The sequence below is a fragment of the Martelella endophytica genome, assembly GCF_000960975.1.
Classification (GTDB): Bacteria; Pseudomonadota; Alphaproteobacteria; order Rhizobiales; family Rhizobiaceae; genus Martelella; species Martelella endophytica.
Genome location: NZ_CP010803.1, coordinates 2634009 through 2656056, shown reverse-complemented (window position 1 = coordinate 2656056; position 22048 = coordinate 2634009). Strand labels below are relative to the sequence as shown.

The 22048-nt window shown below is 61.0% G+C and carries 22 protein-coding genes and 2 pseudogenes; 12 read left to right on the top strand and 12 right to left on the bottom strand.

All coding sequences use genetic code 11. The annotated features are described in order from the left end of the window. The first annotated feature begins 77 nt into the window (after positions 1 to 77). From TM49_RS12090 to TM49_RS12075, 4 genes are all read left to right on the top strand, one after another. Positions 78 to 1103 carry a fatty acid desaturase gene (locus TM49_RS12090; RefSeq protein WP_045681558.1) on the top strand — a complete coding sequence of 342 codons (1026 nt, stop codon included), beginning with the start codon at positions 78 to 80 and terminating at the stop codon, positions 1101 to 1103. 247 nt (positions 1104 to 1350) lie between these two features. Next, positions 1351 to 1560, top strand: a complete 210-nt coding sequence (locus tag TM49_RS12085; RefSeq protein WP_045685177.1) for a cold-shock protein — start codon at positions 1351 to 1353, stop codon at positions 1558 to 1560. Positions 1561 to 1696: 136 nt separating this feature from the next. Next, positions 1697 to 1921 (top strand): hypothetical protein, encoded by a 225-nt coding sequence (locus TM49_RS12080; RefSeq protein WP_045681556.1) that lies wholly within the window; start codon positions 1697 to 1699, stop codon positions 1919 to 1921. 446 nt (positions 1922 to 2367) lie between these two features. Then, on the top strand, positions 2368 to 3000 hold the full coding sequence (locus TM49_RS12075) for a tyrosine-type recombinase/integrase (protein ID WP_045681554.1): 633 nt from the start codon (positions 2368 to 2370) through the stop codon (positions 2998 to 3000). 100 nt (positions 3001 to 3100) lie between these two features. Here the strand turns inward: TM49_RS12075 and TM49_RS12070 are convergent, their stop codons facing one another. After that, a complete protein-coding gene (locus tag TM49_RS12070; RefSeq protein WP_045685176.1) occupies positions 3101 to 3976 on the bottom strand; it encodes a LysR family transcriptional regulator in 876 nt (291 codons plus the stop codon). Positions 3977 to 4084: 108 nt separating this feature from the next. Between TM49_RS12070 and TM49_RS12065 the strand changes: the two genes are divergently transcribed. From TM49_RS12065 to TM49_RS12050, 4 genes are all read left to right on the top strand, one after another. Next, on the top strand, positions 4085 to 4705 hold the full coding sequence (locus tag TM49_RS12065; protein ID WP_045681552.1) for a glutathione S-transferase family protein: 621 nt from the start codon (positions 4085 to 4087) through the stop codon (positions 4703 to 4705). A gap of 44 nt (positions 4706 to 4749) precedes the next feature. Further along, positions 4750 to 5520 carry an enoyl-CoA hydratase/isomerase family protein gene (locus tag TM49_RS12060; RefSeq protein WP_045681550.1) on the top strand — a complete coding sequence of 257 codons (771 nt, stop codon included), beginning with the start codon at positions 4750 to 4752 and terminating at the stop codon, positions 5518 to 5520. 92 nt (positions 5521 to 5612) lie between these two features. Continuing rightward, a complete protein-coding gene (locus tag TM49_RS12055) occupies positions 5613 to 6290 on the top strand; it encodes a peroxiredoxin-like family protein (protein WP_045681548.1) in 678 nt (225 codons plus the stop codon). Between the two features lie 70 nt (positions 6291 to 6360). Beyond that, positions 6361 to 7074 (top strand): SDR family oxidoreductase, encoded by a 714-nt coding sequence (locus TM49_RS12050; protein WP_082074904.1) that lies wholly within the window; start codon positions 6361 to 6363, stop codon positions 7072 to 7074. Positions 7075 to 7882: 808 nt separating this feature from the next. On the opposite strand, the gene TM49_RS12045 is transcribed toward TM49_RS12050, so the two are convergent. From TM49_RS12045 to TM49_RS12005, 10 genes and pseudogenes are all read right to left on the bottom strand, one after another. Continuing rightward, positions 7883 to 8656 carry an HAD-IIA family hydrolase gene (locus TM49_RS12045; protein ID WP_045681546.1) on the bottom strand — a complete coding sequence of 258 codons (774 nt, stop codon included), beginning with the start codon at positions 8654 to 8656 and terminating at the stop codon, positions 7883 to 7885. Further along, on the bottom strand, positions 8653 to 9558 hold the full coding sequence (locus TM49_RS12040; RefSeq protein ID WP_082074719.1) for an ABC transporter permease: 906 nt from the start codon (positions 9556 to 9558) through the stop codon (positions 8653 to 8655). Before TM49_RS12040 ends, TM49_RS12045 begins: the two co-directional genes overlap by 4 nt. After that, entirely contained in the window at positions 9555 to 10496 is a 942-nt protein-coding gene (locus tag TM49_RS12035) for an ABC transporter permease (protein ID WP_045681544.1), read from the bottom strand. The genes TM49_RS12040 and TM49_RS12035 overlap by 4 nt, the downstream gene beginning before the upstream one ends. Next, complete coding sequence (locus TM49_RS12030; protein ID WP_045681541.1) at positions 10493 to 11929, bottom strand: alkaline phosphatase family protein; 1437 nt, start codon at positions 11927 to 11929, stop codon at positions 10493 to 10495. Before TM49_RS12030 ends, TM49_RS12035 begins: the two co-directional genes overlap by 4 nt. After that, positions 11926 to 12648 (bottom strand): glycerophosphodiester phosphodiesterase, encoded by a 723-nt coding sequence (locus TM49_RS22655; RefSeq protein WP_052699825.1) that lies wholly within the window; start codon positions 12646 to 12648, stop codon positions 11926 to 11928. Before TM49_RS22655 ends, TM49_RS12030 begins: the two co-directional genes overlap by 4 nt. After that, entirely contained in the window at positions 12645 to 13514 is an 870-nt protein-coding gene (locus TM49_RS12020; protein WP_052699824.1) for an ATP-binding cassette domain-containing protein, read from the bottom strand. The genes TM49_RS22655 and TM49_RS12020 overlap by 4 nt, the downstream gene beginning before the upstream one ends. Then, positions 13511 to 14548: an ABC transporter ATP-binding protein gene (locus TM49_RS12015; RefSeq protein WP_082074717.1), complete on the bottom strand. Its 1038-nt coding sequence runs from the start codon at positions 14546 to 14548 to the stop codon at positions 13511 to 13513. The genes TM49_RS12020 and TM49_RS12015 overlap by 4 nt, the downstream gene beginning before the upstream one ends. After that, the gene (locus tag TM49_RS12010) at positions 14548 to 16077 is read right to left on the bottom strand and encodes an ABC transporter substrate-binding protein (RefSeq protein ID WP_244464712.1); all 1530 of its coding nucleotides are present in this window, start codon (positions 16075 to 16077) and stop codon (positions 14548 to 14550) included. The genes TM49_RS12015 and TM49_RS12010 overlap by 1 nt, the downstream gene beginning before the upstream one ends. A 324-nt stretch (positions 16078 to 16401) precedes the next feature. Beyond that, positions 16402 to 16557, bottom strand: a pseudogene (locus TM49_RS23450) (IS3 family transposase); the annotation flags it as partial. 110 nt (positions 16558 to 16667) lie between these two features. Continuing rightward, a complete protein-coding gene (locus TM49_RS12005; RefSeq protein WP_045681535.1) occupies positions 16668 to 17570 on the bottom strand; it encodes a LysR family transcriptional regulator in 903 nt (300 codons plus the stop codon). 122 nt (positions 17571 to 17692) lie between these two features. On the opposite strand from TM49_RS12005, the gene TM49_RS12000 reads away from it, so the two are divergent. The 3 genes and pseudogenes from TM49_RS12000 (at position 17693) to TM49_RS11990 (ending at position 19909) form a co-directional block, all read left to right on the top strand. After that, complete coding sequence (locus TM49_RS12000) at positions 17693 to 18244, top strand: hypothetical protein (protein WP_045681533.1); 552 nt, start codon at positions 17693 to 17695, stop codon at positions 18242 to 18244. Between the two features lie 17 nt (positions 18245 to 18261). Then, positions 18262 to 18480, top strand: a pseudogene (locus TM49_RS11995) (Atu4866 domain-containing protein); the annotation flags it as partial. A 523-nt stretch (positions 18481 to 19003) separates the two neighbouring features. Further along, positions 19004 to 19909 (top strand): alpha/beta fold hydrolase, encoded by a 906-nt coding sequence (locus TM49_RS11990; protein ID WP_045681529.1) that lies wholly within the window; start codon positions 19004 to 19006, stop codon positions 19907 to 19909. 176 nt (positions 19910 to 20085) lie between these two features. On the opposite strand, the gene TM49_RS11985 is transcribed toward TM49_RS11990, so the two are convergent. Further along, positions 20086 to 20949, bottom strand: coding sequence for an NAD(P)H-binding protein (locus TM49_RS11985; RefSeq protein ID WP_045681527.1), 864 nt, complete (start codon positions 20947 to 20949; stop codon positions 20086 to 20088). A gap of 119 nt (positions 20950 to 21068) precedes the next feature. Between TM49_RS11985 and TM49_RS11980 the strand changes: the two genes are divergently transcribed. Next, the gene (locus TM49_RS11980) at positions 21069 to 21998 is read left to right on the top strand and encodes a LysR family transcriptional regulator (protein ID WP_045681525.1); all 930 of its coding nucleotides are present in this window, start codon (positions 21069 to 21071) and stop codon (positions 21996 to 21998) included. The last annotated feature ends 50 nt before the right edge of the window (positions 21999 to 22048 follow it).

Below are 22048 nucleotides of genomic sequence, written 5' to 3'. Positions count from 1 at the left end.
TACGAAGGTTGGGGCGAGACTTTCGAGACCAATGATCGCGCGTCCCGGTCAAGCGTGGACCGGAGCCAGGAGAATCCTTGAAAAGCAATACCGCGAAGGCCGAAATCGAACGGAACCACCGTTCCTGGATCGCAGCGCTTGCGCTCTACCGGCAGGCCAGCCCTCTCCGCAGCACGATCGAGATCGCCGTCACGGCCTTACCTTTCGTGGCTTTGTGGGTTGTGGTCGCCCTGGCTGTCCTGAACGGCCATTGGTGGGCGCTGTTGCTGACGGTTCCCGCGGCCGGTTTCCTTGTTCGCCTGTTTGTCCTGCAGCATGATTGCGGCCATGGCGCGCTCTTCGCCCGCCGGCGCGCCAACGACTGGACCGGTCGCGTCATCGGCGTTTTCACCCTGACGCCCTATGATTACTGGCGCCGGACCCACGCGGTTCATCATGCGACGACCGGCAATCTCGACAAGCGCGGCATCGGCGATGTCGATATGCTGACGGTCCGGGAATATCGTACCCGGTCCTCCTGGGGACGGCTGCGTTATCGTCTTTATCGCCATCCAGTCGTGATGTTCGGGTTTGGTCCCGCCTGGCTGTTTATCTGCCAGTATCGTTTGCCACTCGGCCTGATGCGGGCAGGTCTGGAGCCATGGACATCGACCATCGCCACCACGATAGGCGCCGCCATTCCCGTTGCCCTGCTGATGTGGCTCATAGGTCCGGTTGCGTTTTTGATGGTGCAACTGCCGATCACGCTGATGGCCGCGACAGCCGGAGTATGGCTGTTCTATATCCAGCATCAGTTTGAGGAAACCCACTGGTCTGACAGCCGCAACTGGGATTTCCAGAATGCGGCGCTCAACGGCAGCTCGCATTACGACCTCCCGTTTCCGCTGCGCTGGATCACCGGCAATATCGGTATCCATCACGTTCACCACCTTGCGGCCAAGGTGCCGTTCTACCGCTTGCCGGAAGTGCTCCGCGATTACCCGGAACTGCGCGACACGGGACGGATTACGCTCTTGGAGAGCCTGCGCTGTGTCAGGTTTGTGCTGTGGGATGAAAGGACCAACCGATTGGTTTCATTCCGGCAGGCGCGCTTAAGCACATGATGTCGCGACTGCAAAAAGCGATTTCCAGCTTTACAACCAGTTGTCGATTCTTTTCGAAGTCATATAACCAATAGTTGACAATCTGATGGAAAGAATCCATATATCAAAAGTCGATATTTGCTCGTTAAGCTTTGGCAACTGTGCGTTTGACAGCGCTCCCTGAACGAACCTTTTCTTTCAAAAATCGCTATTATCATCCGCAGCACTTCGGGCGTTGTGGTCTTCTATTGCTATGAAAGGGTTCATCATGTCCACGGGCACAGTCAAATGGTTCAACTCGACCAAGGGCTTCGGCTTTATTCAACCTGACAATGGCGGCACAGATGCATTTGTCCACATCTCTGCTGTAGAGCGCTCCGGAATGCGCGAGCTCCTGGAAGGCCAGAAGGTCGGCTACGATCTCGAGCGTGACAGCAAGTCGGGCAAGATGTCGGCCTGCAACCTCCAGGCTGCGTGAAGCAGCTTGTATCCGCTCTCCGTTGACCACGGATGTGCTGGCACTGTCGAGAGCACGATACCAGCAAAGTCAGGCTGATCGCCTGGCCTTTTTTTTGTTGCCGCGTTACCGCGCGGCGTCCAATTCGGGAAAGATCATGTCACAGACACACAGCAAATCTCGCCAGAAGGCGGAGATCGCTTTCGCCAATGCCCAATCGCAATTCCTTGCGCGCAATGCTGCCGTCGAGGAGCTCGATTTCCTCGCTCTGGCCCGCGAAGAAAAGACCCGGCGGCTTCGTGAAGCCCGCCTTGCAAAAGAACTGAAAGACCGGAAGACGGCGACCGCCGCTCTCATCGCCAAGCGGGCCAAGCTGGCATGACGTGTCCAGTATGACGTGCAGATAGCGTTTTGAAGAACGCCGGACACAGCGGCTTCTCCGACCGTCTTACTGCGGCCACTGAAGAAAAGTCCGCTGTTTCGCGCGCCGATCTCCTGGAAAAGGTGGCTGTCGAAGCCGCCAGATATACCACAGATCGAAGGTCGTTCGCGGGATATGCGTTACAATCCGAGCACCCTGAGGAAACGGCCTCTGTCCTCTGAGGGCTCTTTCAAGGCTATTTGTGGACGAAGCAGTAGCTTTCAGAGCTAACTCCAACAGATCTTTGCCGACCAGTATCACGTCGACTTCTCTTGCAAAGACCAACATGCGAAACGTCAGCTAGTCGGCCCTCATCGTCCAATCGCAGCAAGTCTCTTCGCGGCCTGTTAGGTTTACCATGTTCGCCTATCCTCCTGGCGGTCAATAGTGGCCGAAGGAGTATCAACATGGGAATAGCACAGTATGATCCTGCCGCTTGCGGCAGGCCTGCATGGAACGCCGGACGAATGGTCGGTGTTAAGAAACCCCTGAAGCAGCGCCAGATCTGGGCGATCCGCTTCTTTCTCGATCGCGAAGGGCGAATGCGTGATCGCGCCCTGTTTGATCTGGCCATAGACAGCAAGCTTCGGGGCTGTGATCTCGTCAAGATCAAGATCGGAACGCTGGTCTCGGGGCCGTCAGTCCGGGCTCGCGCCATAGTAGTCCAGCAGAAAACGGGTCGCCCGGTTCAGTTTGAGATTACAGCGGACGTGAGAGCGAGCTTGCTCGCCTGGCTGGAGCGAAGAGGTGGAACTGTTGACGACTACGCTTTCCCCAGTCGGGTCGATCCTGCCGGTCACTTGAGCACCCGGCAATATGCACGATTGGTTGATGAATGGGTAACAGCAATCGGCTTACGGCGGGAAGACTACGGTACTCATTCACTCCGCCGGACCAAGGCGGCGATGATCTACAAGGCAACCGCTAACCTCCGTGCAATCCAGATTCTGCTTGGTCATAGCAAGATCGAAAACACGGTCCGATACCTCGGTGTGGACATCGAAGATGCCCTCGAGTTGGCAGAGCACACCGAGATCTAGAAATGTGCGGTTCCGTTTCGGCGGGGCCATACCCTAAAGGGCTTCTACTGTGTTCAGATTGCTGACGCACGGCTTTTTCGCGCCAAGAGGAGCCATTGCGTCAGCCGACGATCGTCTCCACGAAATCGGCGAATGCCCGTGCCTTGGCGCTGGCCAGCCGCCCCGTTGGATAGACCGCCCAAAGGTCGATGTCCGGAAGCGTCCAATCCTTTAGCACGCGGAGAACTTCCCCGTTCTGAAGCTCCGGCCAGAACATCCAGTCCGATGTTACTGCCAGTCCCATATCGGCCTTGACGGCGGCGCGGATGCCCTCGGCGGCGGTGAAGCGCACACGTCCCGACACGGCGACCGAGGCCTCGGTGCCATCTCTGCGGAATATCCAACTATTGCCGAGTTGGGTGTAGACGACGGCCTGATGCGTGGCGATGTCGGCAGGAACCTGCGGGATGCCATACTGATTGAGATAGGCGGGTGTCGCGACCACGGACCGGCAGCCGGTTGCGATCTTGCGGGCGACCGCGGCACTGTCGGAGAGCTCGCCCATACGCAGTGCGATGTCGATGCCTTCGGAGACGAGGTCGATCACCCGGTCGTCGAGAACGATGTCGACCTCAAGGTCAGGATTGGTGGCGAGGAAATCCGGCAGGCTCGGCACGATCATCAGCCTCGCGAATGTCGTTGCCGCACTGACACGGAGGCGGCCAGACAAGCCCGCACCGGCACCCTTCGCCTCCAGCTCGGCCTCGTCCGCCTCATGGATCGCGGTCTTTGCTCGCTCGTAAAAGCGAACCCCCGCATCGGTCGGAGATAGGCCATGGGTGGATCGGATAAGCAGACGCACCTGAAGACGGTCTTCGAGCTGCGCAATCGTCTTCGAGATCGCCGGCTGCCCAACGCCAATCTGCCGCGCGGCCTGCGAGAACGACCCCGTCTCCACCACCCGCACGAACGCGGTCATCGCCTGAAGTCTGTCCATCATCTATTCTCCTTGGGAATAACCACTATCGCGCCGAGCTGCCTGCCGCAAGGCTCGAGGAATGGTCATAACTGTCTTCAACGGAACACTACCCGATGGAGACAAACGATGATCGAAGTCCACGCCTTTGCCACCCCGAACAGCGTCAAAGTACTGATCGCCCTCGAAGAGATGCGGCTGCCCTACGAATTGAAGCCGGTCAACGTCCGCAAGGGCGAGCAGAAGTCCGAAGCCTTTCTTGCGCTCAATCCGAACGGCAAGGTGCCGGTCCTGATCGATGACGGCTTTGTGCTGGCCGAGAGCGCCGCCATCCTCGTCCACCTCGCCGAGAAAACCGGCAAGCTTCTGCCAAAAGATGGCATCACCCATGCCCGCGTCTTCGAACAGCTTTTCTTCCATGCCTCCGGCCTGAGCCCGGCTTTCGGAAACGCCGGCTTCTTCAAACGCTCGTCGCCGGAACCGCAGCCGATCGCCGAGTCGCGGTTCAAGACCGAAGGCGAACGGCTCCTTGGCTTGCTTGATACGAAGCTCGCCTCGCAGTCTTTCGTAGCCGGCGAGGAATTCACGATCGCCGACATCGCCCATTTCGGCTGGATTGGGCGCATCGCCTTCCCCGGCCTGACCCTTGATGGTCGCCCCAACCTTTCCCGTTGGTTCGAGACCGTGGCCGCGCGCCCGGCCGTTCAGCAGGCCATCGCCCGCGTCGAAACCATCGTGCCAGCCGCCTGATCCTTCCATCCACGAATTCCACTCAGACACACAGGAGAACCACCATGTCCAAGTTCGAAACCTACAAGAATTCCTTCCCCAACGCCCGCCTGACCCGCACTCCGAGCGGCGTCCTCGAGGTCGCACTGCATACCGGTGGCGGCAAGCTCGTCTTCAACGGCCATGCCCATGAGCAGTTCGTCGAGCTCTTCCACCAGGTCGGCGCCGACACCGAAAACCGCGTCGTCATCCTGACCGGCACGGGAGATGCGTTCATGGACGAGATCAGCCCCGAAGGCTTCGATTTCTTCTCGCCGCGCGGCTACGACAAGATTTTTCGCGAAGGCCGCAAGGTCCTGATGAACATCCTCGACATCGAGGTCCCGATGATCGCCGCGCTGAACGGACCGGTGCTGCTTCACTCGGAATATGCGCTGTTGACCGACATCATCCTCGCCACGCCCGAGACGGTTTTCCAAGACAAGCCGCATTTCGATTTCGGCATCGTGCCCGGCGATGGCGTCAACCTGCTCTGGCCGGAAGTGATCGGCAGCATCCGCGGTCGCTACTTCATCCTCACCCGCCACGTGCTCGATGCGGGGACCGCAAAGGACTGGGGCGTCGTGAACGAGATTGTGCCGGCCGACACCCTGCTTGCCCGTGCACACGAGATTGCTGAGGGCATTGCAGCTCTGCCGCCGCTGACCTTGAGCTACACCCGCATCGCGCTGACCCAGAAGCTGCGCCGGATCATCGACGAAGGCGCCGGCTACGGCCTCGCCCTCGAAGGCATCAGCGCTGCCGAAGTGGCCCGCTCCATGGCTGCCAACGACTGATCACTCCCCCGCTTATCGCCGGACCTGAGCCAGTTCCTGAAGTCCGGCACGCCCCGGGCTCCAGATTCCATTCCAATCAAAGGACAATCGCCATGTCGCTGCAATCCAAGCTCGACGCCTTCAAGGCCGATTTCGAAGCCGGGAAGCCGCCCTATAACGCCCCCTATTCGGTGATAGAGACGATGCACCGCGCCACTGCCGAGCTGATCGCTTCGGGCGCGGCCCAGAAGGCCCTGAAGGCCGGCGACAAGCTGCCTGAGTTCACACTGTCGGATCCGGACGGAAATCAGGTCTCATCCGCCGATCTTCTGGCTCACGGTCCGCTGGTCATCAGTTTCTATCGGGGCGTCTGGTGCCCCTATTGCAACATGGAACTTCAGGCCCTGCAGGAAGTCCTGCCGCAGTTCGAGGCACTCGGCGCGAAACTCGTCGCCATCTCGCCGCAGAACCCCGTCAACAGCCGCAAGTCGGTTCGCCAGAACATCCTGACCTTCCCGATATTGTCCGACCCGCACAACGATGTCGCAGCCGCCTTCGGCCTGCGTTTCGAGATGCAGGACTATCTGATCGACCTCTACAAGTCGCTGAAGAACGACCTGCCCGCCTTCAACGGTGATCCGAGCTGGACCCTGCCGATGCCGGCCCGCTACGTCGTCGGACAGGTTGGGGGGATCCTCTATGCCGAGGTGAATGCGGACTACACGCGTCGTCCTGAGCCGGAAGACATGCTGCCGGCGTTGCGCCACGCGGCAAGCCTTGCCGCCGGCTGATCCAATCCCCATCGAAACCAATGGAGACAAGGCCCCGCTTCCCGCCGAAGCGGGGCCAAAAGAATATGTGATGAAGAAGACATTTCTGATTACGGGTGCCAGCAAGGGCATCGGGCTGGCGCTCGCGAACCGGCTTTCAGCGGAGGGCAACGCGGTGATCGGCATTGCCCGCCATGCCGTCGAGGACTTTCCCGGCAGCCTGCATCTGCTGGATCTCGGCAACCACGACGCGCTGGACAGGCTTGCTGACATCGTGCGCGACAGCGACGTCGACGGCATCGTTAACAATGTCGGCCTCGTACGTGCCGCGCCGCTGGGGAGCATTGCCATCGATACGCTCGACGAGGTGTTGCGGGTCAACCTGCATCCGGCGCTCGTCGCGGCGCAGGCGGCTCTCGTCGGAATGACGGCGCGCGGATGGGGCAGGATCGTCAATATTTCCAGCCTTACGGTGCTCGGCAGTATCGAGCGCACGAGCTATGCGGCGGCCAAGGCCGGCCTTGAAAGCTTTACGCGCAGCTGGGCGCTTGAACTGGCGGCCGGCGGCATCACGGTCAATGCGGTTGCGCCTGGCCCAACAGAGACGGAGCTGTTCCGGGCCAACAATGCACCTGGCAGCGAAGGTGAGGCCCGTTATCTCGCAGGCATTCCGATGCACCGTTTCGGCCGGCCGGAGGAGATCGCCGCAGCGATCGCCTTCCTGCTCTCGGACGATGCCGCCTTCATGACCGGACAGGTGCTGCATGTCGATGGCGGCGCTTCGATTGGCAAGGCATCGATTTAAGGTCCGAGTTCGACCCAAAGTCCGCTTTGGGTCAAATTCGAACCACATCGCCAGATGCTGGATGTCCGCTATCGCCATTCGGCCCTCCAACACCGGACAGTCTGTTCACGGCCCCATCCTAGCCATTTAGCAAATCCACCGCCAATAGCCTCCGGCTAGGCAAGCAACGGATAAGCCTCCAGTGCCCGCGCGGTGCCAAAGACACGCAGAGCAAAGGGCCGTGGGTCGGATCCGCGCATCGCACGCCACCTGCCCTGGCGACAAAGAACGGCCCCCGAACCGACGCGCGCTCGACAGTCTTATTCAGAGCACCCGTCCCGCTGATACGCTGCCATCGTGCTGAGGTACTGATGGATCATCTTTAACAGTCAGGGCTCATGCCCTGCCTATCACGGCGAGCGGTACGACTCTCGGCGTTAGCCGGCCAAACAGGTCGACCGTGGTGTTGCCGAGGCGGCGGAAGCGCTCTGTCCGATCCCCAAGAGCGTTTGAAGCGTCTGATTTTCGAGGCAAGTCCGAAGAGGCTTCGGGATCACGAGCCGGGCGAAATAGCGCCGTCGCAAATGAGAAGATAGCGGTGCTTTGAAGATTTTCCCAACTTACATTTTGTTACATAGTTTTGTAACGGAAAGTTGGCCGCCCCCCATTAAACCATTATCTCTAGCGATTTCAGCGCATTCAAATGGTCGGAGTGAAGAGATTCGAACTCCCGAACCTCTGGTCCCAAACGGGGGAATAGGAGGCTCATTCCCGAGAAATAATAACATTCATACATGAACTTCGCGACCATCGCTGCCCCGCCGGAGCCTCAGAGCGAGGCTAGAATGTAGTCCGGTGTGACGTCGCTGCGGCTGTCGAGGGGCACGCCGGTTTCCACGAAAACCGCTCTCACGCCGGCCGCCTGGCCTGCGAGAATGTCGGTATCGAGCTTGTCACCGATCATGATGGCCTCCTCTGCGGCGGCGCCAATGCGGGCGAGAGCCGTCAGCATGATCGTCGGGTCCGGTTTGCCCATGAAGATCGGGGTGGCGCCGGACGCGACAGCGATGGACTGGGCAATCGCGCCCGCGCCGGGTTCAAAGCCATCGGCAAGCGGGCGGATGAGGTCGGGATTGGTGCCGATAAGGCGGGCGCCGCCGAGCACATTGTCGAGCGCCGTCTTCATCATCGCATAGTTGAAGCTGCGATCGAGTGCCACGAGAACGGCGGCGGCGGCGGTCTCGACCAGTTCATAACCGGCCGAAACGACCCTGTCCTTGAAAGCCGTCGTGCCGATGACGTAGAGACCCGAGCCGACCGTATAATGTTTGCGTACATGATCGAGCGTAATGTCGCCGGAGGTGACGACCTGCCCGGCCTGACATGCGATCCCGAGACTGCGGATCTTCTCGGCGAAAGCGTCGGGCGCCTTTTCGGCGTTGTTGGTGACGAAGCAATACGGTATGCCCGCGCGCTCCCAGCGATTGAAACGGGCAACGGCGCCAGGCACGGCGTCCTCGCCGCGGTAGACGATGCCGTCGAGGTCGGACAGGACGGACGAGAAACCGAGTTCCTCGATCGAGCCGAGACGCAGCGCGTTCATTCGCCTTTTGCTCCGAGATTGGGGTCCAGAAGATCGCGCAGCCAGTCGCCGACAAGGCTGATGGCGAGCGTGGTGAGGAAGATCACCATGCCGGCGGGAATGCCCATCCACCAGGCCGTTGTCAGGTAGTTGCGGCCCTCGCCCAGCATCAGGCCGAGGCTGGTGCCCGGCGGCTGCACGCCGAGACCGAGAAAGGACAGCGAGGTTTCGAGCAGGATGATTTCGGGAAAATTGAGCGTGATCTGCACCATGATGACGCCCAGCATGTTGGGCAGGACATGGCGGATATAGACACGCGCCGGATGCACACCGAGCGTACGGATGGCAAAGGCATAGCCCTGACCATTGGTGGAGAGTACCAGACCGCGCGCGATGCGCGCATATCCGTCCCAACCGAACAACCCGATGAGGACGATCAGCAGGACGAAATTATTGCCGAAGAAGGCGAGCACCGCCAGCGCGACAATGAGAAAGGGCACTGAAGCCTGGAAATCCACCATCATCATGATGACGTCGTCGACGAAGCCGCGGAAATGCGCAGCGACGATGCCAAGCGCCGTGCCGACGGTCGCGCCGATCACAGTGGCCATGATGGCGATGAGTATGCTGGTGCGCATCGCGTAGAGCAAGCGGCTGAAGACATCGCGACCGAGATTGTCGCTGCCGAGGATGTATTGTTCCGGTCCGCCAAGGATGGCCGGCGGCTTCAGCCGGCTGAGGAGGCTCTGCTCGGCATAGTCGAACGGGGCGAGAGCCGGTGCGAACAGCGCAGCGACTATGACCAGCGCCAGCCAGCCGATGCACAGGCCGATGATCAGCGACGGCCGCCGTTTCCAGATGCGGGTGAGAAAGCCATGGCGCCTGAGCGCCGGCATTTGTCGGGAAATTTCGATGCTGCTCATGCCGTGGCTTTCCTGGTGTTGTGAACCTCGACGCGCGGGTCAAGCCAGCCATAGGTGAAATCGACGATGAGATTGACCGTGACCATGGTGAAGGCGATGAGCAGGACCACGGCCTGCACCACGGCGAGATCGCGCTGGTTGACGGCATTGACCAGCAACATGCCGACGCCGGGCCAGGCAAAGACGGTCTCGATGGTCACGGCGCCGCCGATCAGCCCGCCTATGCGCATGCCCACAACCGTGATCACCGGGATGGCCGCATTCGGCAGGGCATGGCGCAGAACCCGCCGGTCATGGGGAATGCCTTTGGCTCTCGCCGTGCGCATATAGGGCTGGTGCAGTACGTCGAGCATGGACGAGCGGGTGAAGCGGGCGACGGTCGCGGCCGTCGCGGTGGCAAGCGTCAGAGCCGGCATGATCAGATGCCAGAGGGTTCCGGTGCCCGAACTCGGCAACCAGCGCAGCGTCATCGAGAAGACGAGGATGAGGACGATCCCAAGGAAGAAATTCGGCACGCTCTGGCCGAAAATGGTGAAGCTCATGGCAGCATGATCGACCAGTTTGCCGCGATGGAGCGCCGCCAGAATGCCGGCGGGAATGCCGATGATCAGGGTGATGAGAAGAGCGGTGATGCCGAGTTGCAGGGTGGCGGGAATGCGCTCGACCACGACCTGCAACGCCGGGCGGCCATCACGGAAACTGTCGCCGAAATCACCCCGCACCACGGCCGCGAGATAGGTGCCATATTGTGCCAGATAGGAACGATCGAGCCCCCAGCGCTCGCGAAAGGCCTCGATCGCCTGCGGCGATGCCTCGTCCGAGAGCATCATCTCGGCCGGATCTCCCGAAGCGCGCAGAACAACGAAGACGAAAGTGACAGCGAGAAGCAGCGTCATCAGGCCGCGCAGAAGTTTGGTGAGATAGAACTGGATGTTCACTTGTTCCAGGCTCCTGTGCCCGCGCTCCAGCCGCAATCGACGATCGTGCGGCCTTCGATGACCCACTGCCGCAAATGCTGTTCATGGCCGTTCAGGCTGGCGCTCAGCGTGCGCGTCTCGACAGCGGGCGCGACGCCGAAGCGTGGATCGTCGCCGACGAGGGCCTCGACCAGCGGACGGCCTTCGGTGCCATCGGTTTCAAGTCCCATCGTGGTCAGGACGGTGGGAATGATATCCGGGAGCCAGCAGGGTGTTTCGGAGCGGAAGGCCTTGCGATATGCAGGCCCTTGCGCGGCCAGCACCGTTGAGAGTTCGCCGCGGTTAAGCCCGCCATGCATACCGCCGCCGGGCGTAATCCAGGCTGCAAAGAGGCAGGAATCGATGTCCGGCCCGTAATGCGTGGAGGAATCGGTCGCGATCAGCGTGAAGCCGACATCGGCGCCGCGGGCATGGTCGTTGCGCACGCTCGACCACGGTAAGGCTCCGGCGATTGGCGCGCCGTCAATTCCGTTGGCGAAGACCAGGCCGCAGAAATCCTGCCGCACCAACCAGTCGACGACCTTCGCCTTGTTCTTGTCGGAGGCGTCTTCGAGATAGATGCCGCTGAACGAACCGATCGAGGCGCGACCGAACTCGACCGGAACGATATCGAGTGTTGCGAGCTGGGCATGACCTTTGATCTGCCCGTGATCGGACATGACGACGATGTTTTCCGGCCCGTTTCCAGAGCACCACCATTCCAGGATTTGGCCGAAATTGTCATCGGCCATGCGCATGGCCGCTTCCGTCTCACGGCCGAGAACGCCGAACTTGTGCGAACTCGTGTCCGGCTCGTTCATCCAGAAAATACAGAAGTCAGGGGCGTAAGTGGGATAGATCACGTCCATCATCACCGTGGCCGCATAGGTGATCCGCTCACTGTTGGGCGCGGCCGCCGCCGGGATTTCCCCCAGCCGGGCGATGACAAGGTCGTGCACTTCGGTGGATGACACCGGCAGACCATGCACCGAAAACACTGGCTGGCCGAGGCTGTGGGCGCTCGAATTCATCATCCGCGAGGCGCCCTTGGTAGCGGTGCTGATCACGGCCATAGTCTTGCCGGCAACTGCCATGCGCTCGCCCATGGTGGCGCGGTCCAGGAGCTGGCCCGCCTGTGCCGCCAGTTCCAGATCTTCCCATTCAGAGGTGCGGAACAGGCCGCTCGGGCGAACGGAATGGACGAATTGGTTGGCGACCACGCCGTGGGCGCCGGGCGGCGAGCCGGTCATGGTCGAGGTTACGGCCACCCGGGTCTCGCTCGGAAAGATCGAGCGGGAATTCACGAAATCGCTGCCCTCGTCCATGAAGCGGCGAAGGTTGGGCATGAACTCGTCTGACACCCGGTCGCGGCGAAGCCCGTCAAAGGTCACAAGCAAGGTGGAACCGGATCTCATCGCAGGGTCTCCAGAATGATTTTGGTCATGGCCACATCGTTGACGAGAACGCCATCGATACCGGCGGCGGCCATGGCGGAAAGATTGTCGGCGGCTGTGTCGCCGGTATCGTGGATCGTGCCCACGCCGCCGGCCGTCGCCCATACCTCGGCACCGAGGGCCTGAAGCCGGGACACCCGTGCAGCGGTCACATCGCGCTCCCACAGACGGATGATGCCGGCGCCGGCGGCATTGAAGGCTTCGCCCTTCTCTCCATCGGGAATGAAGCCGAGGATTTCGACCTCTCCACCGCCCGAGAAGAAGGTCACGGCTTCAAGCGTGTGGCAGCCGGCGACGATGCGGCGGCGCGCCGCCGGCGGAACGGTCGCCACGATCGCGTTGCCGATCGCGACGAGTGCCGGCAGGCTTTCATCCTTGATATCCAGGAGCACCGCCCTGCCCTCAGCGGCATGGCACAGGACCTCTTCGAGGGTCGCAATCCGGGCGCCGGTTTCGCTTTCGAGGGCGAGCAACACATCCCGTGTCAGGTTTTCGGGGCGCTCCGGTCGACCGAACAGACGCGCCAGATCGGGGTCGTGGGCGCAAATACACGAACCGTCCTTCGACATGCGGATATCGGCCTCGATGGCGTAGGCGCCGTTGGCATAGGCGGCAGCCCAGCTCCGGGGCGTATTTTCGGGATGGCTGGCGCTGTCGCCGCGGTGAGCGATGATTTTCATGGCTGGATCGGAGTTTTTGGCGGGGTTGTGACGAAACGGACGGCAGCGGCGTCGCGCTGCTTGCGCTTTCGCGGAGTGTCGGCCGGAATGGCTGAGAGAAGGCGGCGGGTATAGGCATGCCGCGGATTGTCGAACAGGGCAGCGCTGTCGCCGATCTCTAGCAGTTCGCCGTTGTGCATGACGCCGACGCGATGGCTGATGTGACGGACGACGGACAGATCGTGTGAAATGAACATCAGGGACAGGTTGAGTCTTTCCCGCAGTTCGAGCAGCAGATTGATGATCTGGGCCTGGACCGACACATCGAGTGCGCTCACCGCCTCGTCGCAGACAACGAGGCGCGGATGAAGCACGAGCGCGCGGGCGATGACGGCGCGCTGTAACTGTCCGCCCGATAGCTGGTGTGGCAGACGCCTGCCCATGGTGCCAAGCCCGACCATGACCAGCATGGCCTGAGCGCGGTCATCGGCCTCCGAGGAAGCGAGCCGCTCATGTGTGGTGAGGGCTTCACGCACCTGGGCATGGATCGTCCAGCGCGGATCGACCACGGCGGCCGGGTTCTGAAACACGACTTGAACCTGGCGGCGCTGGCTGCGCCATTGCGGCGTGCCGACCCTGGCATAGTGCTCGCCCCAGAAGGTGACACTGCCGCCGGTTGGCGCCTCGATGCCGGCAATCATGCGTCCGAGCGTCGATTTGCCCGAGCCGCTCTCGCCGACGATGCCGAGAGTTTCCCCCTCGGCGATGGTGAGGCTTACGCCGTTTACCGCGCGGAAGCCCTCCGCCCTGCCCCACAGCTTGCGACCCGTAGCGTAGGTCTGGACCAGACTGGTGGCGACGACGCCTTTGCCGGGGTGTACGCTCATGCCATGGCCTCGCTGCCGGTTTCGGGAAAGTGACAGGCAACGCTGCGCTGCCCGTCCCTTAGCAATCGCGGGTCCTGCGCGCACCGCGCGCCGGCCCTGTGGCAGCGCGGCGCGAAATTGCAGCCTTTTGGCCGCGCCGACGGTGCGGGAACCGTGCCGCCGATTGCGTCAAGCGCCGTGCCGGGCATGCGGCCGAAGCCGATGCGGCTCGCCATCAGGGCGCGGGTATAGGGATGGCGTGGATCTTCGAAGAGCATATCGACCGGCGCCGACTCCACCACACGCCCGGCATACATCACCGAAACAGTGTCGGCGATTTCGGCGACCACGCCGAGATCGTGCGTGACGAACACGACGCCGAGGCCGAGTTCGGCCTGGATATCGCGCAGCAGCCGCAGGATCTGAGCCTGGATGGTCACATCAAGTGCCGTCGTCGGCTCGTCGGCGATGAGCAGTCTGGGTCGGCAGGCGAGCGCCATGGCGATCATTACCCGTTGGCACATGCCGCCGGAGAGTTGATACGGATAGCAGTTCCGGTTGCGGGGGACATTGGGAATGCCGACCTGATCGAGCAATTCCGCGACCCTTCTGTCCACGGCGCCGCCGCGAAGATCGGTATGCTCGATAATGGCTTCTGAGATCTGAGCGCCGACCCGCTTTACCGGGTTGAGCGAAACCATGGGATTCTGGAAGATCATGGCAACATCGCTGCCGCGCAGGCCATTAAGCACGCTTTCGGAGACGCCGACGATCTCGGCTCCGAAAAGCCGGATGGAGCCGCCGACCGTGAGGCCGGCATCGAGGAGGCCGAGCATCGACATGCAGGTCAGGCTCTTGCCGCAGCCGCTCTCGCCCACGAGGCAGAGCGTTTCGCCCGGACGGACGCTGAGGCTCACATCCTCGACGAGGGCATTGCGTCCGGCGTGAACGCTGAGGCCCGTGACATCGAGCACTGGTGCGGCCATGGCCTGACCGGCATGTGGAGAGGAGGCGGCACGATTGCCGCCTCCCGTGTGATTTTCTGTCGCGCTCATCAGTCGTTGAAGCTGAGGTTATAGGGCCGCAGGTCCATGTAATAGAAGGTGTAGGGCTTCCAGTTGATGTCCTTGGAGACGCCATAGGTCTCGAGCGGCTGGTAGAGGATGGTGCCGGGGGCGTCCTTCTCCCAGATTTCCACCATTTCGAACGCGGCGGGCCGGCGGGTTTCGAGATCCACATTGCTCTCGATGATGCGGCCAAGTTCGTTGAAGCGCTCGAGGTTCTCGGTGCCCGACCAGTTGCCGGCGCCGCGCTGCGGACCACCAAACGGCCCCCAGAGATTCCACAGCCCGCCGACCGGATCGGGGTAGCGGGTGGAGTTCGACCAGGTGCGAACCTGCAGATTGGCGAGGTCGAGGCCGGAATAGCTTTCGACCACGTTGAGTTCGACGTTGAGGCCGACGGCCTTCCACATCTCGATGATGGCCTGAGCGGCCGGCAAGGCGTTGAGATAGTAGTTCGGTCGGGTTGTGTACTTGATCAGCCCGCCATCATAGCCGGCCTCGGCAAGCAACTCCCTGGCGCGCTCGGGATCGTATTCGAGCCCCTTGTGGTCGGGATTGTACATGTCACCGAACTCGGGATACTGGTGGCCATTGGGCACCACGGCCTGGCCACCCCACAGCGCTTCATTCAGAAGCTGGCGGTCGATGGCGAGGTTCATCGCCTGACGAACGCGGGCGTCCTTGATCACCGGGTCCTGCGTGCCGTAGGCGAGGACATGCGAATTGGCGAGCACGACCGAACGGGTCTCGATGTCGTCATAGCTGTTGATCTGCGGAATCTGGTCCGGGGCGACATTGGTGATGATGTCGAACTCGCCCGATACGAGACCGGCGACGCGGGTCGAAGGCTCAGGGATTTCGCGGAAGGTGACGGAGGCGGCGGTGGGCTTGCCACCGAAATAATCGTCGAAGGCAACAAGGCGGATCGACTCGTCGGCCTTGTACTCATCGAGCATGAACGGGCCGGTGCCAACCGGGAACATCGGAATGCCGCCATTTTCGGCCGCCTTGGCTTCCCAGTCCTTCTTATTGACGATCCAGGAGGCCCAGGACGAAATACGGTGCTCGAGCAGCGGGTCGGGTTTCTTGGTAACGAACTGCACGGTCAGGTTGTTGACAGCCTTGACTTCGGACAGAACGGAGAAGTAAGCTGGACCTTCGGGAAGAATAGCATTCTCGCCGGAAAGGCGCTCGGGCGAGAAGGTGAAGACGACGTCTTCGGCCGTCAGCGGCGCACCATTATGGAATGTTACACCGTCCCGCAGCTTGACCTCCAAGGTGAGATCATCGACGCGGTGCCATTCGCTGGCGAGGCCCGGTACCAGACCCGAGCCACCACCGTCTTCGCTCGACAGGAAGTCGCGGCGGACCAGGGTGTCGAAGACGCTGTAATTGACGCGCGTCCCGACATTGGAAAGCTCCTTGCCGGGCTCGAGCGTCGCCGGCAGATCGGCAACGCCGACCACCAGATCAGGGCGCTCTTGCGCCAGGGCGAGCGACGATGTTGCCGCGAGAAGCAACGCCGCGCCAGCACGTAAGATATTCCGTTTGATCGCGAAAATTGTCATTTGTCAGCCAACGTTTGGTTGTGGATGACGCTTAGCTAAGGTAGGCACTTAACAGTCGAGTGACAGTTGAATGTCATTTCTGCAAAACTGATGCCTATAGGGTCGCAGGACGTCGCTATTGGATATTCGGCGCGAATATCTGCTGGATTCTTCCGCGCCCATTTTCTTTCGGTCCGGAAGGCGCCCCATCTCGGCCGTTCGAGGAACTGAGGTCGTACCCCCAATTGCCGACACACATTCTGAGCGCGACGAACTCCCGCAATGAGCCCGTTGCTGAGCAACGTGCAGCTGCTTAGTCTCCAGCTCTTCTCCCCTCGCGAGCCGTTGCAACATCCGGCTTCCGGCAAACGGGTAGTTGAGATGCAGATCGTCGATTTGCCGCATTAGGGCCAGATCGCCGCCAGAGACCGGACGAAGCAGACAATAGACGCTGCACGGCTAAAATCGAAGAGCTTCGGGAAGAAGCGCTATCAACTCTTGAGCAACGTGACCTTTGGAGGAGGCCGAGGCGCGTGAACTGGCAAGCGGCTAGAAGGTCAGGCTCAGCGCGATGTATTGCGCCGAGCCATGCGGACATGGTCGGCCAACGCGCGCAGCTTCGGGGACATGTCCGTTCTCTGCGGGAAATAGAGATAAAACCCAGGAAAAGAGGGAAGGTAGTCCTGCAATACGCAGACCAGTTCGCCGCGCTCGATATGAGGCTGGAAGGTTTCCTCCGTCGCAAAGGTGAAGCCGGCTCCAGCAAGAGCGGCCCGCAGCATGACGTTGAGGTCGTTCGAGGTGATCTGCGGCTTCACGGCGATATCGAAGGCTTTGCCCTCCTTTTCGAACTCCCAGCGATAGGGTGCGGTCCGGTGGGTCGGTCGCCAACCGATGCATCGGTGTTTCAGAAGGTCTTCCGGCGTCTCCGGTGTTCCGTGAACTGCGATATAGGCGGGGGAAGCGACGACCGCCTCGCGTTGCGCGTCCGTCAGTGCGACCGCGATCATGTCCTGCGCGATGACCTCTCCAAGCCTTACGCCCGCATCAAAGCCTCTGGCGACGATGTCGAACTCGTCGTCGGTCACAGTGACATCGAGCGTCACCTCGGGATAGGCCTCAGCAAAGGACGCAACGAATGGACCGGAAAGGAACCGCTCTGCGATCGACGTGACTGCGACCTTGAGGTGCCCTCGCGGGATATCGCTGCCCGGGATGCGTTCCAGCGCCTCACGAATGTCTCCCATCGGCTGCGACAGTGTCCTGCGGAGTTGCTCTCCGGCCTCCGTCAACGACACGGCGCGAGTCGTTCGGGTTGCAAGCTGGACGCCGAAGAACGCTTCAAGCCGCCCCATGCCCTGGCTCACAGCCGATCGCGTCACGCCGAGGCGATCGGAGGCTTCACGGAAATTCTGCGTTTCCGCGACGGCGAGAAACATCGAAAGCAGATTGAGGTCCATTGGCATTGGTTACTCCAACTTTACAAACTGTCCATTACAAGACGCCTACACTATCCAAAAGCCAGGGTCCATCTTCCCTCTCGGCAACTGCATCACAGCGTTGTGGACTGAAGAAAGGAAAATGAGACATGAAAACTCTCGCACTCGCAGCGTTCTCCCTGCTGGCCGTCCCTGCCCTCGCGGCGGCACAAACCTGCCCGCAGGCAGGCCCGGACGCCCCGGCCGAACTGCATGCCGATTGGATCATGGACGGATGGGAACGCCGGAAAAGCGACCCCGACTTCGTCTTTGCTGAAAAGATGGACCGCTACTATGACCTCAACAACGTCGAGGGCGTGTTCTACGACAATTTCGCCCCGGGCAAGACCCAGCTATTCCGCGACGCAGCCGTCTATGGAGCGAACTGGGAGGAGCTGCAAAACGCGGCGATAACAGTAAGGCACGGGCTGACCATCGCCAACGACGCGATCGTCGGCCAGACTGTCGCCTCGACCACGCTGGGTTTCGTCGGGCGGATCGAAAGGGCTGATGGTGAGGTGATCGCCTTTGATGGTCGCTCGCAACTGGGCTGGGCCTGCACCGATAATGGCTGGAAGATCCGACACGAGTTGAACTACGCCGGGCCGGTCGATCCGGAAGAGATCGCCGACGCCCTCGGACAGCGTGGAGCGGACGAATGAGCAGCGGAAACGATTTTACCGGTCTCTGGGTGACGGACGATGGCCATATCCGGCACGAGCTTCTCCCCGGCGGTCGCTACGTTGAAGCGCGCGGCACGCGAGAACGCGCCTATGAGGGAAGCTACGTGATCACCGGAAACCACATCGACTATCGCGACGACACCGGTTTTTCGGCCGACGGAGATTTCGTCGGCGGTGTCCTGTACCACGCAGGCATGATTCTCAGGCGTCGGTGAAAACCAGGCTGCGCCCCAACAGGGGGCGCCTCTCGTCCTCTTCGATAAAGTAAACCTACCATGACGGAAGAAACCAGATTCGAACGCGGCAGGCGGATGCTCGGTCGCCTCGTCTGCGAGGCCAGTCAGTCTGCGAGGCCAGTCAGGACGTGATCGACGCGCTCGCGGATATCGCACCCGACTTCATCGATTACCTCTTCGTATATGGACGGCCGTTTCGCTACATGTTCAAACAAGAAGAAAGTCGCCAGTTCCCTCCCGCTCCCGTTTCCGCTGGTCGGTACGTCCCCATTTCGGACGACTTATGGTTCGCGACCTAATCTTGATGGCTGACGTCCGATATCCGGTGAATGAAGGACAATAAAGGGCGAGTTCTGCTCGCTCCCGCAAGTGTCAAGGCGCAAGTATTTCGATTGCCGCACAGGGAAAATGCGACCGAATTCGGGATTTGGCGCTTGCTCGGACATGCAGGTTCCATATTCTCGATCGGTATGCGGATAAAACGACCACGAGGAGACAATCAATGACGGGCCAACTCGGTCTCCTGAAGACCGCCAAAACCGATATTCTGGAAATCGCCTACTGCCAGAGCGGACCTGACGATGGCTGGCCCGTGGTGCTGTCCCATGGTTTTCCCTATGACGTTCACGCCTACGCGGAGGTCGCCCCGGTCCTGGCTGCCGCGGGCGCGAAAGTGATCGTTCCTTATCTGCGCGGCTTCGGTCTGACCCGCTTCCTGTCGAAACAGACCATGCGTAGCGGACAGCAGGCAGCGCTTGGCGCCGACGTCATCGGGCTTATGGACGCGCTCGGGCTCGAAACAGCAATCCTCGCAGGCTTCGACTGGGGTGGCCTTGCTTCTTGCGTTGCCTCTGCGCTCTGGCCGGAGCGGGTGGAGGGCCTGGTCTCCTATGCAGGATACGACATCATCGATGTCGAGCGTCAGCGCCATGCGTTTTCGCCCTCGCTCGAACAGGCGATGTGGTACCAGCACCTGTTTCAAAGCGAGAGAGGCAGGGAATGCCTGCGTGAGAATCGGCATGAGTTGTGCCGGATTCTGTGGTCACAATGGTCGCCGAACTGGTCTTTTGACGACAACACCTTTCTGCGGTCCGCCGCCGCCTTCGAAAACCCCGATTTCGTCGATGTGGTTACGCATTCCTATCGGTTCGATTTCGGACTTGAGGAAGGCGATCCTGCGCTCGCCGCTCTCGAACGAAAGCTGTCCAATAGCCCGAAAATTGTCGTTCCGGCAGTGACGCTGGATGGAACCCAGGACCCCTTGAAACCGGGTGGGACTGCAGATCACGCGAACATGTTCGCCAGCTACCATGAGCACAGGGTCTATGCATGCGGCCATGCCTTCCCGTTCGAGACCCCCGAAGCATTTGCGGACGCAGTGCTCACCATTCACGACAGAGCGGCGTAGCCCGAAGTTTTCGCGCTATCCTTTGGGGGTTGGTATTCTCGCAACGCGCCGAAACGAGGAAGCGCCGAGCTGTGCCGTAAGTTTCAGCAGCGAAGAAGGGCATACGAACGTAACAGAGCGGGTCTGCATCGCGGGGACACGCATCCAGGTACGGGCTCGCCTTGTCTGACAAATGATCAACGAAGATTTGCTCTCAGGAACGTGTCCATCGTCACCGGTGGTCGGCCAAGAATTTCGGCCAGGGTGCCATCAACCGCGGCGAATTCTCCCGCGCGTGCAGCACGATAATAGCCCATCGCGACGGCGATGGCGCCCGGCGGAAGACCGACACTCCGCAATTTCGCCTCCGTTTCTTCCTCGCTCGCGAGAACGCGCCCGACGGGACGCCCCAAAATTTCGCCCGCAAGTGCGGCAAGATCCGCGAGATCCAGGGCCTGGCTTCCGGTCAGAGGCGGGGTTGGCCCGTCGATAACGGCGTCTCCCGCCAAGAGCGCAGCGTCGGCGGCGGCCAGATCGTCATGGGTCGTCCAGGCGACCTTGCCGTCCTCCGGCGCGATCAATTCGCCCGTTTCAAAGGCACGCGCATTCATTGCAAGAGCACTTGCAGCATAGAAGCCGTGACGAAGCGCGGTCCAGCGAAGCTGCGAGTCCGCCAGCATCTTCTCGGTGGCGGCATGGGTCCTGCCGGGAGGAAACTGAGAGGTCGGGGAGCTCGCCACCTGGCTCGTGTAGAGGACACGTTCGACGCGGAGTTCGCGCGCCACAGCAATCGCCGTCGCGTGCTGCTTCAACGGATCCCCGCCCGTTGCGGCCGCATTCGAGGAGACAAGCAGCAGACGTTCGGCGCCCTGCCAGGCAAACCGAAGGCTGTCAGCGTCATCGTAATCGCCCTGGCGCACACGAACGCCGGCCGCCTTCAGGTCCGAGACCGTTTCGGGATCGCGGACGCTGATGCCTATCCTTTCAGCGGGCACGTGATGAAGAAGACTATTCACAACCTTGCGACCGAGTTGGCCCGAGGCGCCGGTGATGATCAGCATTCCGTTTCTCCTGCACTTGATTTCCGGGCGGACGAGACCGCCGCTTTCATCTTCGGGAGACAAACTGACTGTTTTAACTTGCTTTGATAATCCGTTATTTTTGGAATAGACTGTTCTCCATGAAGAACAATGTTTCCCCTGACGACCTGCAGGTCTTTCTGACGGTCCTCACCGAAGGCGGGTTCCGTGCCGCGGCCGGTCGCCTCGGTGTTGCTCCGTCAAAGGTCAGCACGACCATTTCGAGGATCGAGGAAAAGCTTGGCGTGCCGCTTCTTCTGCGTACGACGCGCAGCGTGAGGGCGACGGAGCAGGGGCAGTTGCTGGCCGAGCGCGTTGCGCCACTCCTGTGTGAGGTGAATGCGGCTGTGATGGAAACGGCAAGTTCCAAAGGCCTCGTGCGGGGACGATTGAAGCTCAATGTACCGGGCGCGGTGATGCCTGATATCCTGCCGCCACTGCTCAGCGATTTTCAGCATCGTCATCCGGCAGTGGAGGTTGAACTCGTCGTGGAAAACGGCCTCGTGGATATCATCGCAGCCGGCTGTGATGCGGGCATCCGCTATGGCGCCCATCTGGAAAAGGACATGATCTCCATTCGGATCGGCCCCCGGGTCCAGCAGGTCGCGCTTGCTGCATCGCCCGGCTATCTCGCCGAACGCGAGCATCCGCGAACGCCCGCCGATCTCCTGCGCCACGATGCGATCCGTTATCGCCTGCTGAGCGGGCGGCTTCTGCCTTGGGTGTTGAAGGACGGCGACCAGACGATCGACGTGGAGGCCGTTACACGGCTCACATTGAGCGTAAATGCCTTGAATACAGGCCTCACATTTGCCCGAAACGGATTGGGCATTATCGGCGCGTTCCGAAGCTGGCTTGAAAGCGACTTCGCCGGCGGAACACTCGTTCCGGTTCTCCCGGACCACTGGACGGAACAGGACGGGCCGCGCCTGTATTATCCGAGCCGTTCCACCTCGGCCCCTCTGCGGGCCTTTATCGATTTCTGCCAGAATTCTTCACGACAAAATTGCCGGCTTCGCCCGGACATCTGAACTGTGCTTCGCGCGGAGGAGCGAAAGGCGTGTGTTTGAACGTCCGCTTT

Coding starts and splice junctions, on each gene's coding strand:
- TM49_RS12085 (WP_045685177.1), top strand. CDS start 1,351: ATGTCCACGGGCACAGTCAAATGGTTCAACTCGACCAAGGGCTTCGGC.
- TM49_RS12080 (WP_045681556.1), top strand. CDS start 1,697: ATGTCACAGACACACAGCAAATCTCGCCAGAAGGCGGAGATCGCTTTC.
- TM49_RS12075 (WP_045681554.1), top strand. CDS start 2,368: ATGGGAATAGCACAGTATGATCCTGCCGCTTGCGGCAGGCCTGCATGG.
- TM49_RS12070 (WP_045685176.1), bottom strand. CDS start 3,976: ATGGACAGACTTCAGGCGATGACCGCGTTCGTGCGGGTGGTGGAGACG.
- TM49_RS12065 (WP_045681552.1), top strand. CDS start 4,085: ATGATCGAAGTCCACGCCTTTGCCACCCCGAACAGCGTCAAAGTACTG.
- TM49_RS12060 (WP_045681550.1), top strand. CDS start 4,750: ATGTCCAAGTTCGAAACCTACAAGAATTCCTTCCCCAACGCCCGCCTG.
- TM49_RS12055 (WP_045681548.1), top strand. CDS start 5,613: ATGTCGCTGCAATCCAAGCTCGACGCCTTCAAGGCCGATTTCGAAGCC.
- TM49_RS12050 (WP_082074904.1), top strand. CDS start 6,361: ATGAAGAAGACATTTCTGATTACGGGTGCCAGCAAGGGCATCGGGCTG.
- TM49_RS12045 (WP_045681546.1), bottom strand. CDS start 8,656: ATGAACGCGCTGCGTCTCGGCTCGATCGAGGAACTCGGTTTCTCGTCC.
- TM49_RS12040 (WP_082074719.1), bottom strand. CDS start 9,558: ATGAGCAGCATCGAAATTTCCCGACAAATGCCGGCGCTCAGGCGCCAT.
- TM49_RS12030 (WP_045681541.1), bottom strand. CDS start 11,929: ATGAGATCCGGTTCCACCTTGCTTGTGACCTTTGACGGGCTTCGCCGC.
- TM49_RS22655 (WP_052699825.1), bottom strand. CDS start 12,648: ATGAAAATCATCGCTCACCGCGGCGACAGCGCCAGCCATCCCGAAAAT.
- TM49_RS12020 (WP_052699824.1), bottom strand. CDS start 13,514: ATGAGCGTACACCCCGGCAAAGGCGTCGTCGCCACCAGTCTGGTCCAG.
- TM49_RS12015 (WP_082074717.1), bottom strand. CDS start 14,548: ATGAGCGCGACAGAAAATCACACGGGAGGCGGCAATCGTGCCGCCTCC.
- TM49_RS12005 (WP_045681535.1), bottom strand. CDS start 17,570: ATGCCAATGGACCTCAATCTGCTTTCGATGTTTCTCGCCGTCGCGGAA.
- TM49_RS12000 (WP_045681533.1), top strand. CDS start 17,693: ATGAAAACTCTCGCACTCGCAGCGTTCTCCCTGCTGGCCGTCCCTGCC.
- TM49_RS11990 (WP_045681529.1), top strand. CDS start 19,004: ATGACGGGCCAACTCGGTCTCCTGAAGACCGCCAAAACCGATATTCTG.
- TM49_RS11985 (WP_045681527.1), bottom strand. CDS start 20,949: ATGCTGATCATCACCGGCGCCTCGGGCCAACTCGGTCGCAAGGTTGTG.
- TM49_RS11980 (WP_045681525.1), top strand. CDS start 21,069: ATGAAGAACAATGTTTCCCCTGACGACCTGCAGGTCTTTCTGACGGTC.